At 68.1% G+C, this 17,788-nt stretch carries 18 protein-coding genes, 2 tRNA genes and 1 pseudogene; 11 read left to right on the top strand and 10 right to left on the bottom strand.

Going from position 1 to position 17,788, the window contains the following annotated elements:
- Positions 1–139: 139 nt before the first annotated feature.
- The 4 genes from ACWEKM_RS08345 to ACWEKM_RS08330 all read left to right on the top strand — a co-directional run bounded on the left by ACWEKM_RS08345 (position 140) and on the right by ACWEKM_RS08330 (position 4,144).
- A complete protein-coding gene (locus ACWEKM_RS08345) occupies positions 140–838 on the top strand; it encodes a helix-turn-helix transcriptional regulator (RefSeq protein ID WP_451620377.1) in 699 nt (232 codons plus the stop codon).
- Between the two features lie 177 nt (positions 839–1,015).
- Positions 1,016–2,179 carry an acyltransferase family protein gene (locus tag ACWEKM_RS08340; protein WP_451620376.1) on the top strand — a complete coding sequence of 388 codons (1,164 nt, stop codon included), beginning with the start codon at positions 1,016–1,018 and terminating at the stop codon, positions 2,177–2,179.
- 15 nt (positions 2,180–2,194) lie between these two features.
- Complete coding sequence (locus tag ACWEKM_RS08335) at positions 2,195–3,397, top strand: cytochrome P450 (protein ID WP_451620375.1); 1,203 nt, start codon at positions 2,195–2,197, stop codon at positions 3,395–3,397.
- Positions 3,398–3,646: 249 nt separating this feature from the next.
- Positions 3,647–4,144, top strand: a complete 498-nt coding sequence (locus ACWEKM_RS08330; protein WP_451620374.1) for a MarR family winged helix-turn-helix transcriptional regulator — start codon at positions 3,647–3,649, stop codon at positions 4,142–4,144.
- An 11-nt stretch (positions 4,145–4,155) separates the two neighbouring features.
- Here the strand turns inward: ACWEKM_RS08330 and ACWEKM_RS08325 are convergent, their stop codons facing one another.
- On the bottom strand, positions 4,156–5,136 hold the full coding sequence (locus tag ACWEKM_RS08325) for an LLM class F420-dependent oxidoreductase (protein ID WP_451620373.1): 981 nt from the start codon (positions 5,134–5,136) through the stop codon (positions 4,156–4,158).
- A gap of 239 nt (positions 5,137–5,375) precedes the next feature.
- On the opposite strand from ACWEKM_RS08325, the gene ACWEKM_RS08320 reads away from it, so the two are divergent.
- Positions 5,376–6,116 carry a recombinase family protein gene (locus ACWEKM_RS08320; protein WP_451620372.1) on the top strand — a complete coding sequence of 247 codons (741 nt, stop codon included), beginning with the start codon at positions 5,376–5,378 and terminating at the stop codon, positions 6,114–6,116.
- Positions 6,117–6,175: 59 nt separating this feature from the next.
- On the opposite strand, the gene ACWEKM_RS08315 is transcribed toward ACWEKM_RS08320, so the two are convergent.
- From ACWEKM_RS08315 to ACWEKM_RS08300, 4 genes are read right to left on the bottom strand one after another with little or no spacing between them, the layout of a single operon-like run.
- Positions 6,176–6,361: a DUF397 domain-containing protein gene (locus ACWEKM_RS08315; RefSeq protein ID WP_451620371.1), complete on the bottom strand. Its 186-nt coding sequence runs from the start codon at positions 6,359–6,361 to the stop codon at positions 6,176–6,178.
- An 11-nt stretch (positions 6,362–6,372) separates the two neighbouring features.
- Positions 6,373–7,227: a helix-turn-helix domain-containing protein gene (locus tag ACWEKM_RS08310; RefSeq protein WP_451620370.1), complete on the bottom strand. Its 855-nt coding sequence runs from the start codon at positions 7,225–7,227 to the stop codon at positions 6,373–6,375.
- 7 nt (positions 7,228–7,234) lie between these two features.
- Positions 7,235–7,759 carry a DUF6879 family protein gene (locus ACWEKM_RS08305; RefSeq protein ID WP_451620369.1) on the bottom strand — a complete coding sequence of 175 codons (525 nt, stop codon included), beginning with the start codon at positions 7,757–7,759 and terminating at the stop codon, positions 7,235–7,237.
- Complete coding sequence (locus ACWEKM_RS08300; protein ID WP_451620368.1) at positions 7,731–8,138, bottom strand: hypothetical protein; 408 nt, start codon at positions 8,136–8,138, stop codon at positions 7,731–7,733. Before ACWEKM_RS08300 ends, ACWEKM_RS08305 begins: the two co-directional genes overlap by 29 nt.
- Before the next feature lie 185 nt (positions 8,139–8,323).
- On the opposite strand from ACWEKM_RS08300, the gene ACWEKM_RS08295 reads away from it, so the two are divergent.
- From ACWEKM_RS08295 to ACWEKM_RS08275, 5 genes are all read left to right on the top strand, one after another.
- Positions 8,324–8,695, top strand: coding sequence for a hypothetical protein (locus ACWEKM_RS08295; RefSeq protein ID WP_451620367.1), 372 nt, complete (start codon positions 8,324–8,326; stop codon positions 8,693–8,695).
- A complete protein-coding gene (locus ACWEKM_RS08290) occupies positions 8,692–8,931 on the top strand; it encodes a DUF7848 domain-containing protein (RefSeq protein ID WP_451620366.1) in 240 nt (79 codons plus the stop codon). The genes ACWEKM_RS08295 and ACWEKM_RS08290 overlap by 4 nt, the downstream gene beginning before the upstream one ends.
- Before the next feature lie 329 nt (positions 8,932–9,260).
- Positions 9,261–9,358 (top strand) — tRNA-OTHER (locus tag ACWEKM_RS08285).
- A gap of 106 nt (positions 9,359–9,464) precedes the next feature.
- The gene (locus ACWEKM_RS08280; RefSeq protein ID WP_451620365.1) at positions 9,465–10,376 is read left to right on the top strand and encodes a radical SAM protein; all 912 of its coding nucleotides are present in this window, start codon (positions 9,465–9,467) and stop codon (positions 10,374–10,376) included.
- A gap of 7 nt (positions 10,377–10,383) precedes the next feature.
- The gene (locus ACWEKM_RS08275) at positions 10,384–11,187 is read left to right on the top strand and encodes a hypothetical protein (protein ID WP_451620364.1); all 804 of its coding nucleotides are present in this window, start codon (positions 10,384–10,386) and stop codon (positions 11,185–11,187) included.
- A 556-nt stretch (positions 11,188–11,743) separates the two neighbouring features.
- Here the strand turns inward: ACWEKM_RS08275 and ACWEKM_RS08270 are convergent.
- The gene (locus tag ACWEKM_RS08270) at positions 11,744–12,301 is read right to left on the bottom strand and encodes a hypothetical protein (RefSeq protein ID WP_451620363.1); all 558 of its coding nucleotides are present in this window, start codon (positions 12,299–12,301) and stop codon (positions 11,744–11,746) included.
- A gap of 523 nt (positions 12,302–12,824) precedes the next feature.
- Between ACWEKM_RS08270 and ACWEKM_RS08265 the strand changes: the two genes are divergently transcribed.
- Entirely contained in the window at positions 12,825–14,060 is a 1,236-nt protein-coding gene (locus tag ACWEKM_RS08265; protein WP_451620362.1) for a tyrosine-type recombinase/integrase, read from the top strand.
- An 88-nt stretch (positions 14,061–14,148) separates the two neighbouring features.
- On the opposite strand, the gene ACWEKM_RS08260 is transcribed toward ACWEKM_RS08265, so the two are convergent.
- The 4 genes and pseudogenes from ACWEKM_RS08260 to ACWEKM_RS08245 form a co-directional block, all read right to left on the bottom strand.
- Positions 14,149–14,236: transfer RNA gene (locus ACWEKM_RS08260), tRNA-Leu, on the bottom strand.
- A 215-nt stretch (positions 14,237–14,451) separates the two neighbouring features.
- Positions 14,452–14,729, bottom strand: a pseudogene (locus ACWEKM_RS08255) (hypothetical protein); the annotation flags it as partial.
- Positions 14,730–15,014: 285 nt separating this feature from the next.
- The gene (locus ACWEKM_RS08250; RefSeq protein ID WP_451620361.1) at positions 15,015–16,223 is read right to left on the bottom strand and encodes a sugar phosphate isomerase/epimerase family protein; all 1,209 of its coding nucleotides are present in this window, start codon (positions 16,221–16,223) and stop codon (positions 15,015–15,017) included.
- Positions 16,220–17,671, bottom strand: coding sequence for an alkaline phosphatase family protein (locus tag ACWEKM_RS08245; protein ID WP_451620360.1), 1,452 nt, complete (start codon positions 17,669–17,671; stop codon positions 16,220–16,222). The genes ACWEKM_RS08250 and ACWEKM_RS08245 overlap by 4 nt, the downstream gene beginning before the upstream one ends.
- Between the last annotated feature and the right edge of the window lie 117 nt (positions 17,672–17,788).

Raw genomic sequence — 17,788 nt, 5'->3', positions numbered from 1 at the left:
TGAAGCACAAATGGTTATCGAGATAGCATCGGGCGGCTGCGGCCCGCTTGGCGATGCTCCCCGCAGCCCTGCGGCTGCCGCCCGATGCGCGGCTCCATGTGGTCATCGACGCTCCATGTAGCCATCGACAGGGGGAATCATGATGGACTGCGACACGAGCAAACGCACCGCCACGGCCATCCACGTGGCCACTCCGAAAACCCAGTCGATCCTCACGGCCGGGATCGCCGCAGCCCTCCACTCGGTGCCGGGTATGTGTCTGGTCGGCCAGCCGCGACCCGGGGCGGACGGGCGCGACGCCCGGCCGCAGGTCGACGTCCTGCTCGCCGAGGACCAGCCCTCCTTAGCACCCGAGGACGTCCTGGCGACCGCGAGCCCGCCCCGGATCGCGACCCCCGCCCGACATCCTGCCGGGGTGGTGCTGGTCATGCGCGACCCGCTGATCGAGCGGATCGTCGCCTATCTCCAGCTCGGCGTACGCGCCTTCGTCTGCCATGACGCGCCGCTGGAGGACCTGGTGGGCGCGGTGCAGTCGACCGCGCGGGACGAGGTCTTCCTGCCACACGGCATCGCGATCCGCATCATCGACGGCATCCTGCCGCATCTGCCGTTCTTCACCCCCGGCACCGCCTCGCCGTTGGAGCAGCTCACCGCCCGCGAGCGGGAGGTCTTCTCCCACATGACGGCGGGGCGCTCCAACGCGGAGATAGCCGAGGCATGTTGCCTGAGCCAGAAGACGGTCAAGTTCCACGTTTCCAACATCCTGCGGAAACTCGGGGTGAAGAACCGCCTGCAGGCGGTCGCCCACGCCCATCAGCTCATCGAGAACGCGGCTTGAGACTCCCCTAGGAACGGGTCACCGGGGTTCCGCCGCCGCAAACTCCGGCAGCACACCCCTCCCCCTTCGGTCCGCCCACGGAAGTGGCCAACTCGTTTACGGGAGGGACTAGTTCGGCCTATGCTTCGATCATTAGCGAACATTAGAATATTGACCTTCTAGATCCGGAGCGCCTTCATGACCACGGATCCGCGCAGGTCGCCGGGCCTCTCCCGGCTCCCGTCGCTGACGGGCCTGCGCTTCGTCGCCGTTCTGTTCGTCTTCGCCTTCCACGCCTCCCTGGAGGCCCCTTTCGCCGACGTCGGCCTCGGAAAGAACTACGCGGACGCCGTGGCCAACGCCGGCTGGCTCGGCGTGAGCTTCTTCTTCGTCCTCAGCGGCTTCGTCCTGACCTGGTCCGCCCGCCCGCAGGACACCGCGCCCGCCTTCTGGCGCCGACGCGCCGCCAAGGTCTACCCGCTGCACGTCGCCACCTGGGCCGCCGCCCTGCTCCTGCTGGCCGCTGCCGGCACCCCCGCCACCGCCTACCGGGCGATCCCCAACCTCTTCCTGATGCACGCCTGGTTCCCCGACCGTGCGGTCTTCTCCAACCTCAACGACGTCAGCTGGTCGCTTTCCTGCGAGGTCTTCTTCTACCTCCTCTTCCCGCTCCTGCTGCGCCTCGTCCGGCGCGTCGCCCCCGCCCGCCTGTGGGTGTGGGCGCTGGTCACGGCCCTGCTCGTCCCGCTGCTCCCGGTCATCTCCGAGCTGCTGCCGACCACCCCGCCACTGCCGTTCGGCTCCGGCTCCGTCTGGCAGTTCTGGTTCGTATACGTCCTTCCGGTGGGCCGCCTGCTCGAATTCCTCCTCGGCGTCCTGCTGGCCCGCCTGCTGCTGTCCGGCCGCCGTATCCCGGTCCCGGTCCTGCCCGCCGCCGCCCTGGTCCTGATCGCGTACGCCGTCTCGCTGCGGCTGCCCTTCCTGTACGGCCTGACCAGCGTGACCGTGCTCCCTCTCGGGCTGCTCATCGCGGCCGTCGCGCAGCGCGACGTGCGGGGCGAGGGCTCGCTGCTCGCCCACCCGGTCGCCGTCCGCCTCGGCGAGTGGTCCTTCGCCTTCTACCTCGTCCACCGGCTGCTGCTCCAGCACGGCCACCGCCTGCTCGGCACCGGCCGCACCTGGTCCACACCGAGCGCGATCGGCCTGCTCGTGACGGCGTTCGCGTTGTCCCTGCTGCTGTCGTGGGCCCTGCACCTCCTGGTCGAACGCCCCGCGATGCGCCGCTTCGGCCGCTCCCGGTCCGCCCCCGCGCCCCTCCCGGCTCCACCGGCCTCGAAGGCCACGTCCACCCCGACCGTCTGAAAGGGAACCGCCGCCATGTCCGACGACACGCTCCCCCAGTACCCGCTCCCCCTCGGCCCGCTCGGCGAGCCCCCCGAGGAATACTCCGAACTGCGCGCCAAGTGCCCGGTCACCCGAGTGCGGATGCCCAGCGGCGACACCGCGTGGATGGTCACCGGCTATGACGAGGTCGCCGCCGCGATGTCCGACCGCCGCCTGTCGCGGGCCGCGCTGCGCGACCCCGGGGCCGTGCGCACCGTCAGCGGCGAGGACTTCTCGGACAACCCCTACAACCTCCTCAACCAGGAGGGCCCCGACCACTCCCGGCTGCGCCGGCTGATCTCCCCCGCCTTCACCCCGCGCAAGGCCGAGCTGTGGCGGGCCAGGATCGTCGAGATCGCCGACGAACTGATCGACCGGCTGATCGCGGGCCCGCGCCCGGCGGACCTGCACCACGACTTCGCGGCCGTGCTGCCGGTCTGGGTCATCTGCGAGATGGTCGGCGCCCCCGTCGAGGACCGCGAGAAGCTCCAGACCTGGACCGACCGGCTGGTCAGCATCACCGCGCACACCCCTCAGGAACGGCTCTCCGCGCGCGAGGAGTCCGCCGCGTACGTCGCGGGACTCGTCGCCAAGCACCGCGAGCAACCCGGCGACGACTTGCTCAGCACCCTGATCAGCGCTCGGGACGACGACGACCGGCTGGGCGAGCGCGAGCTGGTGTGGCTCGGCATCAACCTGCTGGTCGCGGGCCATGACACCACCGTCAGCGCCATCTCGCGCGCCCTGTTCCAGCTGCTGCGCCACCCCGAACAGTGGCAACGCCTCGTCGACGAGCCCGAGTTGCTGCCGGGCGCCACCGAGGAGCTGCTGCGCTACGCACCCCCGTCCGAGATCGGCTTCATGCGGATCGCCACCGAGGAGGTGGAGCTGGCGGGCACCAAGATCGCCAAGGGCGAGGGGGTCATCCCGGTGATGCACGCGGCCGGCCGGGACGTGCGCCGCGTCTCCGACCCCGAGACATTGGACCTCGCCCGCACCGACGTCGCCCACCTCGCCTTCGGGCAGGGCCACCACTACTGCCCGGGGGCCGGGGTCGCGCGCGTGGAGCTCCAGGCCGCGTTCGGCACGCTCGCCCGGCGGCTGCCCTCGCTGCGGCTCGCCATGGAGCCGGAGCAGGTCGAGTGGCTGGGCGGACTGCTGACTCTGCGCCCGAGGGCGCTCCCCGTGGAGTGGTGACGGCCGCGGGGCGGTAACCCGACGGACCGGGGTGCGGATCGGGCGCGCCCCGGTCCGCCGCGCTTGTGGCCCGCGCCGGGCTCGTGTCGGCTCCATCCGGTCCGCCGAACCTCAGCGCGCCGACCCTTCGTAAACCTTCTGGCTTATGTCGGTCACGTGAACCCGTTACAGTTGGTTCAAGGAAAGTAGTGGAAAAGACATTCTTGGCTCGTCTACGGCGTCCAGGATGTGCCAGGGACGAGGGAGCCGATGACCACCAACACGCCGCGTACCCGCCGCACCTCGCCGAGCCGGGACGCCGAAGACACCGCCCGGCAGCAGTACTTCGCCACGCTGGCCCTGGCACGTCCGGACATCGCCCTGTGCCGGGCCACCACGGTCGTGGCGCGGGCCATCGACGCCGAGTTCACGGAGTACAACGTCACGGCGGCCCAGCACCTGGTACTGAAAATGTTGAGCGACGTGGGCCCGTGTTCGCAACAGGAGCTGAGCGAGCAGCTGCGCATCGACCGCAGCGTGATGGTGGGCTGTATCGACGGCCTGGAGGACTCGGGGCTCGTCCGCCGCGAGCGGCACCCCAAGGACCGCCGGGCCAACGCCATCACGCTGACCCCGGAGGGCCTGGTGGCGCTCGCCGAGGTGGAGAGCGGCGTGCCGCAACTCCTGGACCACGCGTTCCACGCCCTCACCCCGGCCGAACGCAAGACGCTGGCCCGGCTGGTGGCGAAGATCCTCGACGTGAAGTGAGCCGGGCCGGCTCAGGAGCGGGGCGCGAGCGCCCGCAGCGCGCGGGCCATGCCCTCGGGTCCTGTGCCGAACTCGGGGGCGGGGACGATGGCGAGCAGCGGCGTGGTCACCCCGGCGTCCCGGTAGCGCGCGATGCGTTCCTGGCATTCCTGCGGGTCGCCGTGGATGAGGAGTTCGTCCACCAGCCACTCCGGTACGGCCGCCCCGGCGCTCCGGAAGTCGCCCGCCGCCCAGGCGCGGTGCGTGGCGGCGAGTTCGTCGCCCCGGCCGAGCCAGTCGTGGAACGCGGAGTAGGTACGGGCGTTGAGGATCCCGGCCAGCATCGCGCGGCCCTGCGCGCGGGCGTGCGCGGTGTCCCGGGTGGGGCAGACGAAGAGCCGCGCGACAACCTCCTTGGCCTTGCCCTCGGGTCCCATCGCGTCGATCACGCGTGGTACGTCGTCCACCGTGAGGAAATTGGTGACGAGCCCGTCCGTCTCGCGCCCGGCCATCCGCAGCATCCGCGGCCCGAGGGCGCCGATCATCACAGGGGGCGCCGGCCGGGGCACGGAGGCGAGCCGGAATCCCTCGATGTCGTAGGAGTCGAAGCGCCCGGAGACGAAGTCCCCGGCCAGCGCGGCCCGCAGGAAACGCACGGTGTCGTACACCCGGTGGTACGGCCGTTCGAAGGGGATGCCGTTGATACGGGTGACGAACGGAGGGCCGGAGGAGCCGACGCCGACGACGACCCGGCCGGGCGCGGCCTCGGCGAGCGTGGCGACAGTCATGGCGAGCAGCGCGGGGCCGCGCGTCTGCACCGGCACCACCCCCGTACCCAGCCGCAGCCCCGGCGCCCAGGCAGCGGCGAGCACGAGCGGAGTGAACCCGTCGTACCCAGCGGCCTCGCCGGTCCAGGCGTCGGTGTAGCCCAGGTCGGGCAACTCCTCCAGGACCGGCCGGAGCTCGGACAGCGGGACGGTGTTGAGCGGGATCGTCACTCCGTAGCGGTCCAACGTCTCTCCTCGGCAACTGACGTGTCGGGCAAGCAGATTCGATTGTTCGCTAAACATCAAACTATGTTCCCTCCCCGATCGCGTCAAGACCGTCCTGTACGACGCTCAGCCCTGTCGCCCCGCCGGCGCCGCAGCGCCTCCCGGACGGCGGGGTCGCTGTTCGCACCGGAGAACCGGCCGTCGACGGCGTCCCGGCTGGAGGCAGCCGGTCCAAGAAGACCGCATGGCAGCAGGGTGCCGTGCGCGCCATCCTCCTCAACCCCCGCTACACCGGCCACGAATTCTGGAACAAACAACGCAAGGAAGAACGCCTCCTCGACGTCGACGACGTCACCCTCGGCCACCGCACCCACATGACCCACAACCCATCCGACGAGTGGATCCACTCCGACGAACCCGCCCACGAAGCGATCATCAGCCGCGATCTCTTCGATGCCGCCCGCACTGTGCACACACAGCGCGCCCGCAACCAGGGACGGCAGGAGCGCGCCGGCAAGCGGGGCGCGCGCCCCTACGCTCCGCGAGGTCGGGTCCGGTGCAGCCTGTGCGGGCGGGAGAGTCTTGGAGATATTGCACAGCGCATCCAGACTGCCACCGCCGAGAAGAAAGGCCCCCTCTACCAGGCCCTGGGCATCACCATCAGCTACGAACACACAATGAGGACCGCGACCGTAAGGTCGAGGCCCTCATCACCGTATCGTCAGCGGTTTTGTCCGAGGGGGGACTTGAACTCTCCACTCGGGCACCAGCCCATTAGCTCGCTGACCTGGGGAAACGTACCCCTTGAACCCTCTTCGCGGCCGTGCCGGTTGGTCATCCTCACCTGCTGTTTCTGCCCGTTCCTGGCCGCTGTTGGTCATGCGTTGGTCACGTGTCCAACCGGTCCAGTTCCGGGCAGCTGGACGCCGACATCTTTTGCGGAGGGGGCTGTACACCCTCGCTCAGGGGGCTGCTCTGGGCGCTTCATCAGCAACCAGTAGCTGAGGTGACTCGGCCCCTCCCCGGCTGGGGGCTGGACCCCACAGGTGATGGGGCAGTGCTACTGAGAGACCTGCTTCGTAGCCTCGATGAACCGGCTCCAGGAGGCCGGATTGAGGCTCAGGTGACCAAACTTCCGGTGCTTGGTGTCTCGCACCAGGACACGGGAGGGATCATTGTCTGCGACTTCGACGCAGCTGTCGGATTTCGTGTAGGAACTCGTGCGCCAATTCGGGTTCGTAGCCAAGGTTCCGCCTCCTAATCGGTCGGCATTCTGTCGTAGTGCTGGATTGCAGCGAAAATGAGGTCTCGTACAGCGGATCCGTAGACCGCTGACTGTTTCAAGAGGACGAAGGCTTTAGCGTACAACTCGATTTCGCGGGGCTGTGTGACAGAAAACTCCGCTGAAAAGGTCTCAACCAGGACGAGCTTGTCATCGAACATCGAAAACGAGTTGCCAGGCCAGATACGGAGGGGCGCAGACCTGGGGACGATGCCCAGGCTCAGCCTGGCCAGCCCCATGACCGACAACAAGCGGTCGAGTTGCCCCTTCATCACCTCCCTTCCTCCGAAGTTGCTGTATAGCGCCTGCTCGCCGAGCAAAACGTTAAAGATTCGATCGCCCCGGTATAGGTACTGCTGGCGTTCAAGCCGCTTGGCCGTGGCGGCTTCGGTGTCGTCGGGGATCTCGTAGTAGTTGACGACCTGCTTGAAGGTCTCTGCGGCGTACTCGGAGGTCTGGAGCGTGCCCCATACGAGGGTCGGGTGCCAGATTCGAAATACCTTAGTTTTTGAGTAGACCGGTATTGCGGCCTGCTGCCTCTTCTCTGCTCCGGTCGCCAACTGCCGGCGCCACTCAAGCCACAGCTCGTCAATGTGGCGGACCGTGGCAATCAGGTCTTCGATCTGCTCGGATCTGTTGGTCGTCGTGCACCAGACGCGGATGTCGTCCTCGCTGGCGTTCTGCTTCCCGTTCTCGATCCGGGAGACCTTCGACTCCTGCCATCCTGTGGCCAGCGCGAATGCCCGGCCGCTCGCGAAGCCCGCATCCTTACGGAACCCGCGAAGCCGGGCACCCAACGCCTCTCGTGCTTCTTGTGCTTGGTTGCTCACTGATGGGTCAGGGCTTGTACTCGGCGTGAGGGATAGCGACGGCCCAGAGCAGGTCTCGCAGATGGATGCACTCGGCCACCGTGTCAGGGTCTTCCACGATCTCTGATCCGAGCACTCGGCCTTCAGGGTCGAAGTGGCCCACGGCGAGAAGCCGGTCGTCGTACAGCCACCAGTCGTTCCCCTGCAAGGGGAAGATGACGCCTTCCGGCAACTGGTGTCGCGGAAGCCATCGGATGTCCTCGCCGATCTCGATATTGAGGTGTGTGAGCGAGTGCTCCCAAGTGACGTACTGGCTGTGGGGCTCTGTGACCACGCGAACGCGACGTACCGTCTTGCCCTCGCCTGTGACGCGCTTCATCAGCGTCGTCCAGTCGTTGAGCCATGCGTAGTCGTCGGGCTCGCCCCTCTTCCATCGGGCGTACGGCGTGTCCTCGATGGGAGATCCGTAGTCGTCTCGCAGCTCCAGGTGGAAGGCGTCTCGTTCGAACTGGTTGAACAGCTCGTCACGCTGCGCGGGGCTGATCAGGTCCACTGTCTTCCTCCAGTAGGGCCGTGATCGAGGACTTGGGGACCTCGATGCAGGTCTCATAGTCGGGCATGCGCATCTGGCCCAAGGCTTCAGCATCGTGCATTTCCGGGCCCTGGAGGACGCATGTCCCCTGTTCGGTGACGATCTTGATGGGGTCGGTGAACTTCTTGATCTCGCCGGACACCTGGCCGTCCTTGGTCAGGTGCTCAAACAGCTCGGTCGGTACCTCGATGATGGTCTGTCCCTCTGGCACGTCGAGCTGCATGAGTAGTTCGTTCGCATACACCTTCCAGCCTTGGATGACGTAGGTGTCCTGGTCGCTGGCGTACAGGGTGGGGCTGTCTCCGGGGGTGGAGTTCTTCCCAAGGAACCGTAGCTTCATGGTTGCTCTCCCGTCCGCAGTCTTGCGCCGGATTGCGCGACACACTGATGGTCGCGACCCCGTTCGAGGCTGTCAATCGGCTTGCTGCAAACTGGCGCAATCTTCTTGGGACTTGGAGGCCAGCCCCTCTACGTTCGTCTGCGGACCCAACCCGCTGAGGCGGCACCGAGGGGAGAAGCGTGGTGGTGAGCGTGACTGAAGAGCGCGTGATCAGCGAGGCCGAAGCAGACAGCTTGCCCATCGACGTTGAGACCATCAGGGACTCGGTTGACGCCTCATTGGCGATGCGGCTGGACACGTCGACGCGCGAGCAGATCGACATCCGGACGGGACTCCTAGTCGGCCACCTGTCCACGCTCCTGGCGGAAGATCTCGGGGCGGACCAGGACGCGACAGTCATGGCCCACTACAGGGCTTGCTACCACCTGCTTGACCTGTCGCGGCGGCCTACGGACAAGACGCCGGCCTATGAGTGCTTCTCCTTCATGCGGGAGCTGGCCGTACGCGCTGAAGGTCTGCTGTCGGTCTACGAGAAGCAAGGGCACCCGGAGAAGTGAGATCGGTACTGCGCTACGTGGACTATGTGGCCAAGCCGGACCCCGTTGGAGAGCAGACCTGGCAAGCCGAGTGTGTGACTGATGTCGGAGACAAGGACTGCGGGGTGAAGTCTCCAGAGCTGGGCCGAGAGCAGGCCGTGGTGGACTGGATGGCCGAGCACACCAAGGAGACCGGCCACGAGCGCTTCAAGCGCATCTACGAGGACTACGCCTTGGTCAAGAAGGCAGAGAAGTGACCCTCAAGAAGATCTGGGCACAGGGACTCTGCTGGCTCTGTCGCAGGACAGACCAGCTCGTGACGTTCATAGGCCCGATCGAGGTGAACGGCAAGCGTGCGCCAGCCTTCGCCTGCGCTGGCTGTTGCGACTGGTCACGTCAGTACGTCAACGCCTACACCCGGCAGCTCGACGCGCGGCCAGCCTAATAGCCCCCGCTCTGTCGGACGACACTCGATGGCTCTCCAAAAACTCATCGACAGCCCCGGCAGAGCGGGCTCCCACCCCTCTCTTCGCCCCGGTGCATTCCTCCTGCACACATCCCCCGTCGGGGCGGGGAGAGGCTTCTCCCCCTTGTAGCTCAGTGGTTAGAGCACCAGTGCCGCCCTTCGATGCGGGAGGTGGTCCGGCACTGCTGAGGGCTCCGGTTCGACTCCGGGCAAGGGGACTGCTCGCCCTGGAGGAGAAGGTCCAGGACAGCCCGAGCGCCACCAGGGCGAGCCCTGCAACACGCATCACCTCGAAATCGGAAAGGACGAACGAGAGGTAAGCGAATGACCGTCATTGCAGAGGCGCCGGTCACCAAGAACACGGGCACGCCCGGCCTGGTGTGGCTGGACCTCACCCGGAAGTGTCAACTCGCCTGCGGTCACTGCCACAACGGGTCCGGTCCGGACGGCTCACACGGCTCGATGACTGCCGAGGACTGGACGCGTGTGCTGAACGAAGCCGCTGCGGCCGACGTCCCCCGAGTGCAGTTCACCGGGGGTGAGGTCACCATGCACCCCGACGCGCCGTCCCTGATCGAGCACGCGCTGAAGCTCGGCCTGGACGTCGAGGTATACAGCAACATGGTTCACCTGAGCCAGAACTGGTGGGAGCTGCTTCGGCGGAAGGGCGTCAGCCTGGCCACGTCGTACTACGGCTCGGAGGACGCGCACAACGCAGTTACCGGGCGGAACAGTCACGCCCGCACCCGCGCGAACATCGTGAAGGCGGTGACGGACAAGATCCCGATCCGCGTCTCCGTGATCGTCTCCGGCCCGTCTGACACCGGCGACGAGACCCGGCGGGAGCTTCAGGCACTGGGCGTCCGTACCGTTCACGTCGACCACGTCAGGCCCTTCGGGCGCGCGGCGAGCGGACAGGAGCCGTGCACGGACGGTCTCTGCGGGCGGTGCGGGGACGGGCGGGCGTCCGTCGCTCCGGATGGCAAGGTGTCGCCGTGCGTCTTCTCGACCTGGATGGCTGTGGGGAACGTCCAGGACGCGCCGCTCGGCGCTATCCTCGGTGGCCCCGAGATGGCACAGGCCAACACGACCATCCGACAGGGGCGGGATCTCAGCGTCTCGTACAGCTGCGGCCCCGATAGCCCCTGCGGCCCGGACAACGACAGCGGCGGCGGTGGCGACGAGAGCGAGTGCTCTCCGGGCTTCCCCGGTAGTTCGTGCTCGCCGAGGAACTGAAAGGCCCATGGACACCGACCTCCCCGAATCCGCAATCCGACCTCTCATCCGGGAGCACACGGGCCCGGTGACCGCGATCCGTCGGACCGAACACGGCAACAGCTCAGATCTGACCGCCATCGTTGAGTGCGAGAACGGCCCCTTCTTCATCAAGGCTGTCCGCAATCGGCCCGGCGGTCGGCGGGACTCCCTCGTCAGGGAGCGGATGATCGATGCCGCCCTTGTCCACATCGCACCGCCCCTGTTGTGGGATGTGGAAGCCGAAGACTGGTTGGTCCTGGGTTACGAAGTGGTCGACGGCCGTTCGGCCGACTTCGCGCCCGACTCGCCGGATCTCCCTCTGGTGGTCGACACGATCGCGCAGATTGGTCGCGTGCCCCTTCCGGCGTTCGCCCGAGACTGGACAGAGACCCGGTGGGACCGGTTCGCCTCGGACAGTTCGGAAGCCGAGCTGTTCCGGGGTGAGTCGCTTCTCTACACGGACATCAACCCTCACAACCTGCTCGTAGCGGGGCGGCGCGTGTGGGCCGTGGATTGGGCGTGGCCGACTATGGGAGCCGGGTTCATGGATCCTGCGCTTCTGGTTCTCCAGCTCATCGCGGCCGGTCACACCCCGGCGAGCGCAGAGAAGTGGGCGGCTCCGTTGCCCGCGTGGCACAAGGCGGCTCCGGAGGCAATCAACGCCTTCGCCGCCGCCAACCTGCGTATGTACAGCGCGTTTGCCGAGCGGAAGCCGGATGAGGACTGGCTGAAGTCCATGGTCGCCGCATGCGAGGCGTGGACCGGCTATCGGGGCATCACCGTCACATAAATTAAGCTCGAACTGCCGAAGGGAAGCCCGCCGTGTCCCAGAAGCCAGACGCCCCCCACTGAACCTGTGGGGGGCCTTCTGCTTTTCCAGCCTGTTTGCTATAGCAGTGCGCGGAACGGGTTCTCTCCGAGCGGTTCGGGCCGCTCAGTCACGGAAACCGAAGGGCGTACCGACCGCTTCGGTTCGGGCGCAGGCTTCGGGGCCTGCTTGGGTGCTGGTCGGTAAGCATCCAGACGGACAACCGTTGCGCGGTTCTGTTCACGCTCCGCGCTGGCCGGCTGCGGCTCAGCGTGACGGGAAGTGTCCCGGTTCCTGTTGCTGTCCGTGCTGGCCGGCTGCGGCGGAGCGTCACCGGAACTGTCACCGCGGATTGAGAAAACGGTGGCCGGTCGACCCGTCTTCCCTGACCTCTCCACAGTCACGACGATTCCCGGCAGCGCGCGAACCTCAGCGGCCGTCGCCCCAACGAACGGGAGAACCTGAGAGGACGTGGCCCGACCGCCGTGCATCTCGATCCGGGCCCGGACCTTGTCAGCGAGACTGAGTGGCTGTCGCTTCACCTTCGGAGAGGTAGCCCCCTGGTGATGCGTACGGCGTCCTGCACCGACCGCCGAACCAGAGCGAACGCGGCAGCCAGCATCTCTCCCTTAATCGTCTCGGAGCACTCAGAAGCGGCGAGACAGGCCGCAACCCTCAGCGTCTGTTCTGCCGTCCGTTCGATGAATACGGCCTGAGCCTCCGGCAGTGCCTCACCGAGGATGCGCGCATAGCGCCGAACGATCCGCCACAAGGGCCGGGCGTCCTCCCCGAGCGTGATCACACGGGTCCGGGCAGTGGCCCAGCCGTAGGCGTCGGACAGCTCCCACCCGTCCACCTTCGGCAGGGTCACCCGGTCGTCATCGAGCATCGGCACGGAGCCGAGCAGGAACGGCAGGATGCGGTTGTACGAGCCTCCGGCTGCTTCCGACTCGCCCACGTATTTGGTCCAGTCGGACGGGGTGATGTGCGCGTGCAGGACCATGGCGGGGTCGCGGACCTCCTGGGCCTCATCCTTGGTGGTGTTGCGGAGAGCGCGAGGGCTCAGAGCTGATCTGGAAGCGCACCTACGGACCATGGCTGGTCACTGCACGCTGCCCGGTCCATGCGCCCTTCAACGGGCCCTCGCAGCTGTCCATCCGGCTGGCCGTTGGCGGGGACGCTGAAGAGATCGAACGCGGCATGAACCAGGCCCTGGAAACGGACGGCATCCCGGCATCCCTACTCCGGCAGATCCCCCTTGCGGAGATCAAGGCTCAGGCCCGCGCGGCTCTGGCCAGCCAGGAGGATCGCGCGATGAACGAGCCGTGGCCTGTTCCGGCGCGTTGTCGTACTGAACAGGACTACACGCTCCTCGTCGCCGAACTGGACCGGATGAGGGCCACAGGGACGACAGCCCCACAGGGGGAGTTGGCGGCACTCCTGGCGTCGGCAAGGCCACCTTGTCTGAGCTCGTCAAGCGCGCCAAGGAATTGGGTCTGTGGGACGGAAAGCAGCTCACGGACAAGGCGATGTCGATCCTCAACGACTGGTTGACCAGTAACAGGAAGGAGCAGTAACGCCAGTGGCGAAGCGCGGTAACGGGCTCGGGGGGGACTCCGGTGGAGATCCCGCGCAAGGGCAGACCGAACACCTGGGGCGTGCGCACCCCGCTCCATTTCAACAAGGCGACAGGGAAGAAGGAGCGCTACTGGATCGGTCGGGAGTACCCGACGAAGACCGCAGCAGAGAAGGCGCTGCGGGAGTGGCACAGCAACTACGAGGCGGGCAAGATCGCGGCCCGCTCTGACATGAAGCTGGGTGACTGGCTCGACAAGTGGCTGTCGAATCTCAGGAAGGAGGGAACGACCGTGGCCGGGTACGAGACGAAGATCCGTCTGCACATCAAGCCGCACATCGGCAGCGTCAAGCTGTGTGAGGTCACCGACGACACGCTTGATGATCTGTACCGGCTGCTGGAGACGGCCCCGTGCCCGACCAACAAGGGCAAGCCTCTCGGAGCGAAGAGCGTCCGGCACGTCCACAACATCCTGTCCGGCGCCCTCGGGGCCGCAGTGCCCAAGCTGATCCCCGCCAACCCGGCGGCGACTGCGCACCCGCCCACGTCGCGAGAGATACGGGCGCAGGAACAGAAGTACCCCACCGTGGACGACGGTCAGACGGCCCGCTTCCTGGCAGCCGTCTGGGAGCCCTGCGGGAACCGGGCCTGTGACGGTGGCCTGACTCATCACTGCCTCAGAGACGCCCCCTTGTGGACCGTCTACGCCGCGACCGGCGTCCGGCGCAGTGAGGCCCTGGGGATGAAGTGGTCTTTGATCCACTGGGAAGAGGGAGCCATCGAACTGGGCTGGGTCGTGGTCGAAGAGGGCAACACCTACCGGCTGCGGAAGCTGACCAAGGACGCCGACGACAACGCGGTGATCTACGTGGATCAGTCCGTGATGAACGTCCTGAAGTGGCAGAAGGAGAGGCAGGACGCCGAACGTGCACGTCTCGGCTCCGCCTGGGTTGATCATGACCTTGTGTTCGCCCGTGACGGCTTCAAGCTGTACCGGGGCGAGGCTGGCGGCCCGCAGGACCCTGAGAAGGTCTCGGCACGGTGGCGCACCCTGCGCACCCGCCTGCACCTGCCGGAGGACTTCCGGATTCACGACTGGAGGCACAGCAAGGTCACGAACGATCTGGAGGCCGGAGAGAACCCGGTAGAGGTCTCCGCCAACGTCCGGCATCACTCGCCGGGCTACACCATGGCCCGGTACGGCCACTCTCGTAAGGACGGAGCGCGCCGACTGGCCGCCTCCGGTGCGGGCCGACTCGGCCTGTCATCCCTGGTCTGACCTGGGGAATCTCCAGGCTGTTGGTCACGAGGTTGGTCACGCCACAGTCCGAGAAAAAGAAAAACCCCAGATCAACTGGGGTCTCTGCTGGTGTCCGAGGGGGGACTTGAACCCCCACGCCCGATAAAGGGCACTAGCACCTCAAGCTAGCGCGTCTGCCATTCCGCCACCCGGACTAGGTGTCCGCCGCCTTGCCGGGGGTGTTCCCCGCGGCGACGTGGTCAACGATACCAAGGTTTCGGAGTGGCGTTCACCTGCGTTTCCGTGACCTGGGCGAAGGCCGGGGACGTGGTCGGCGGCGGCCCGCCCAGGTCACGGAGTGTGTCCCGGCAGGCACGGGCGGACACGTACCGGGACGTGTGGGGACGTGGGGCGGCCGGGCGCGGGGTTGCGGTGTGAGTTGGTGGTCCGGGAAGTTCCCGGGGAGCCGCCGCCCGCGGGGCCCTGGGTGACCGCTCGGATCAGCAGGTTCCCGTCGGCGAAGGCGCCGCGCCAGGGGGCGCCGAAGCCGCCGAGCAGCTCGTCGCGGCGAGGTGCGGAACGGCTGCCGGGCGGTGGTCGGGTCAAGGCGCGGGGCGCCCGCGAGCGGGGTGCCGTCGACGGGGGGTGGTGGGGGCGGTGCGCGGGCGTTCGGCTGTCTGGCGGCGACCGGGAGGTTGTGGACGCCGTCGTCCGGTGCACGATCGGGCGGGATGGGGCAGGGGCCGCCCCGTGTCTGTCCCCCGGCCCACGGGCCGCCGTCCCACGTCGGTCCCCCGCGCCGCGGACCGAGCGTGCCGCGGCCCGCCTGCTCGAGCACGCCGCGTCTGTCCCCCGCGCCGTCGCCCGCTGTGCCGCGGCCGGCCGCGCCGTGCTCGGGCGGGGCGGCGCGGGGCGCCGTTCCTCCCCGGCGCCGCCCCCCCGGCGTCCCTCCGCCAACCCCGGGGAGGGGCTCCTCGTGGGCGTGCGGTGTGGTTACCTGCGGCGCAGGGCGGCGATGTTTTGGTAGCCGATGCGGGCGTGGGTCAGGGACTGGGTCGGGTCGGTGGTGCTGGGCGCGTTGTCCTGCTCGACCATCGGGTTGTGGTAGTTGCGTCGGCCGACGCGGGAGAAGAACGTCGTGTAGTCGATGACGCCGGTGCCGAACGGGACCATGTCATAGCCCTGTCCGTTGCTGGTGTTGACGACGCCGTCCTTCGCGTGGAACAGCGGGTAGCGCTTGTTGTGGCAGGCGACCAGGCCCGCGGGGTCGAAGATCTGCTCCTGGGTGGAGCCGTCGGGCGCGGTGTAGCCGCGGAACTTGTACTGGGCCACGTGCGCCCAGTAGATGTCCATCTCCAGCCAGACCAGCCTGGGGTCGGTGACGGACAGGAAGTACTCCAGCTTGCGGATGCCGGAGCTGCGGGTCGGGCGGCCCTGGGCGTCCAGCGGGCCGCTGTCGAGCAGGAAGCCGTAGGCGGCGTCGTGGTTGTGCGTGTACAGCTTGATCCCGGCGCGGCGGGCGATCCGGCCGAGCGCGTTCCACTTGTCGGCGGCCACGTCCCAGTCGGCCCGGTAGGAGCTGCCGGTGGGGTCGCCGCCGGTGCCCATGTGGTCCATGCCGAGGATGTTCGCGATCTCCAGGTGCTTCTTGAAGGTGTCCACGTCGGCGGTGGTCAGCGGCCAGGAGCCGGGGATGAAGCCGTGGTTGCCCTGGGCGCGCAGCCCGAACTCGTCCAGCCAGCGGCGCAGCAGCCGGGCGCCCTGGACGCTCTCCAGGCTCGCGCCGCCGGGCGCGTTGGCGTGCTGGCCGTATCCGGCGAACTCGACCTGCCGGTAGCCGAACCGGGCGAGCTGCTCGAACACGGCCCGGAACCCGGAGGGCAGGCTGGTGGCGAGCGGGTCGCGGCCGGTCGCGTCGCGGACCGTGTACAGGATGATGCCGCGCTTGTCGGCGGGAACGAGCAGCTGCCCTCTGCCGCCCCTCCCGGACGCGGGGGCGGCTGTGGTCGGCGTGGCTTGGACGGGTGCGGCTTGGACGGGTGCGGCGCCGACCACGGGTGCGGCGATCGCGCCCGCCGCGACGGCGGTGCAGGTGCTCAGGAAGCCGCGGCGGCCGATGCCGAGGGCGCGGCGCAGGGGCTCGTCGGTGCCGGTGACGGTGGTGTCGATGTCGTTCACGCTGTCATTCACGGTGTCGTTCACGGGTGCCTCTTTCTGGACCGGTGGTCCGGTAGGCCCGCCAGGGCGAGCAGCAGGGACTTCACGTCGGTGGCCGCGATGCGGTCGCCGACGGCGCGGGGGGTGGAGCACAGCAGGAGCGGACCGTCGTCGTCGCTCGCGGGGAGGCGGCCGTGGCTGCCGCGGACGGGTGAGGCGTCGAGGGGCACGACCGCCATGCGGTAGCGCAGGCCGAGTTTCTTGCGGGCGAGCGCGGTGGCGGCCTTGACCTTGACGTAGGGGTCGAGCGGGTCCATGAACAGCTCGACCGGGTCGTATCCGGGTTTGCGGTGGATCTCGACGAGTTGCGCAAAGTCGGGGGCGCGGCTGTCGTCGAGCCAGTAGTAGTACGTGAACCAGGCGTCCGGCTCCGCGACGGCGACCAGTTCGCCGGCCCGCGGATGGTCCAGGTGGTGGGCCTTCTTGCCCCGGTCGTCGAGGAGTTGGTCGATGCCGGGCAGACCGTCGAGCGCGGCCCGGGTGGCGTCGAGGTCCTCGGGGCGGCGCACATACACATGGGCGATCTGGTGGTCGGCGACCGCGAAGGCCCGGGAGGCCATCGGGTCGAGGTATTCCATCCCGTCCTGGGTGTGCACCTCCAGCAGGCCGGCCCGGCGCAGCGCCCGGTTGATGTGGACGGGGCGGTCGGCGCGGGTGATGCCGTACTCGGAGAGGGCCACGACGGTACGGCCCTCGGCTCGGGCGTCGTCCAGGAGCGGGGCGACGGCGGCGTCCAGGTCGGCGGCGGCCCGGTGCGAGCGCGGGTCGTCGGGGCCGTAGCGCTGTAGGTCGTAGTCGAGGTGCGGGAGGTAACAGAGCGTCAGGTCGGGGTCGCGGGTGCGCAGGATGTGCCGGGTCGCGTCGATGATCCACTGGCTGGAGACCAGGTCGGCGCCCGGACCCCAGAAGTGGAAGAGGGGGAACGTGCCGAATTTCTCGGTGAGTTCGTCGTGCAGCGCCGGGGGCCGGGTGTAGCAGTCGGGCTCCTTGCGTCCGTCGGCGTAGTAGACGGGCCGCGGGGTGACGGTGATGTCGGTGTCGGCGCCCATGGCGTACCACCAGCAGATGTTGGCGACCGTGTAGCCGGGGTGGGCGCGGCGGGCGGCGTCCCACAGTTTCTCCCCGGCGACCAGGCCGTTGTGCTGGCGCCACAGCAGGACGTCGCCGAGTTCGCGGAAGTACCAGCCGTTGCCGACGATGCCGTGCTCGGACGGCATGGTGCCGGTCAGGAACGTCGACTGGGCGGCGCAGGTCACGGCGGGCAGGACGGTGCCGAGCGTGGCCCGGGAGCCGGACCGGCCGAGCCGCTTGAGGTGTGGCATGTGGTCGAGGAGACGGGGGGTGAGGCCGACGACGTCGAGGACGAGCAGCGGGGTGGGTCGCGCGCCCGGCGGTGAAGGTGGTGGAGATCCTGTGGCGGGCGCGGCGCTCATGGCAGCTCCTTCAAGCTGGGGGCGCTCATTAGAGGACCATCCTTTCTGCAGCCCTCACGAGTAGGGTTGTGACCTCTCGGTCCCGGTGGGTGCATGGCCAAGGGTGCGAGCCGTTCG

The sequence above is a fragment of the Streptomyces sp. NPDC004752 genome (genome assembly GCF_053601275.1).
Note: the sequence above shows the minus strand (reverse complement) of the source record. Positions and strands in the feature narration are given on the sequence as shown.

Excerpts from the sequence above, each read along its gene's own strand:
- ACWEKM_RS08340 (WP_451620376.1), top strand. The coding sequence starts at position 1,016 with ATGACCACGGATCCGCGCAGGTCGCCGGGCCTCTCCCGGCTCCCGTCG.
- ACWEKM_RS08245 (WP_451620360.1), bottom strand. The coding sequence starts at position 17,671 with ATGAGCGCCGCGCCCGCCACAGGATCTCCACCACCTTCACCGCCGGGC.
- ACWEKM_RS08330 (WP_451620374.1), top strand. The coding sequence starts at position 3,647 with ATGACCACCAACACGCCGCGTACCCGCCGCACCTCGCCGAGCCGGGAC.
- ACWEKM_RS08300 (WP_451620368.1), bottom strand. The coding sequence starts at position 8,138 with ATGAAGCTACGGTTCCTTGGGAAGAACTCCACCCCCGGAGACAGCCCC.
- ACWEKM_RS08335 (WP_451620375.1), top strand. The coding sequence starts at position 2,195 with ATGTCCGACGACACGCTCCCCCAGTACCCGCTCCCCCTCGGCCCGCTC.
- ACWEKM_RS08270 (WP_451620363.1), bottom strand. The coding sequence starts at position 12,301 with ATGGTCCGTAGGTGCGCTTCCAGATCAGCTCTGAGCCCTCGCGCTCTC.
- ACWEKM_RS08275 (WP_451620364.1), top strand. The coding sequence starts at position 10,384 with ATGGACACCGACCTCCCCGAATCCGCAATCCGACCTCTCATCCGGGAG.
- ACWEKM_RS08345 (WP_451620377.1), top strand. The coding sequence starts at position 140 with ATGATGGACTGCGACACGAGCAAACGCACCGCCACGGCCATCCACGTG.
- ACWEKM_RS08280 (WP_451620365.1), top strand. The coding sequence starts at position 9,465 with ATGACCGTCATTGCAGAGGCGCCGGTCACCAAGAACACGGGCACGCCC.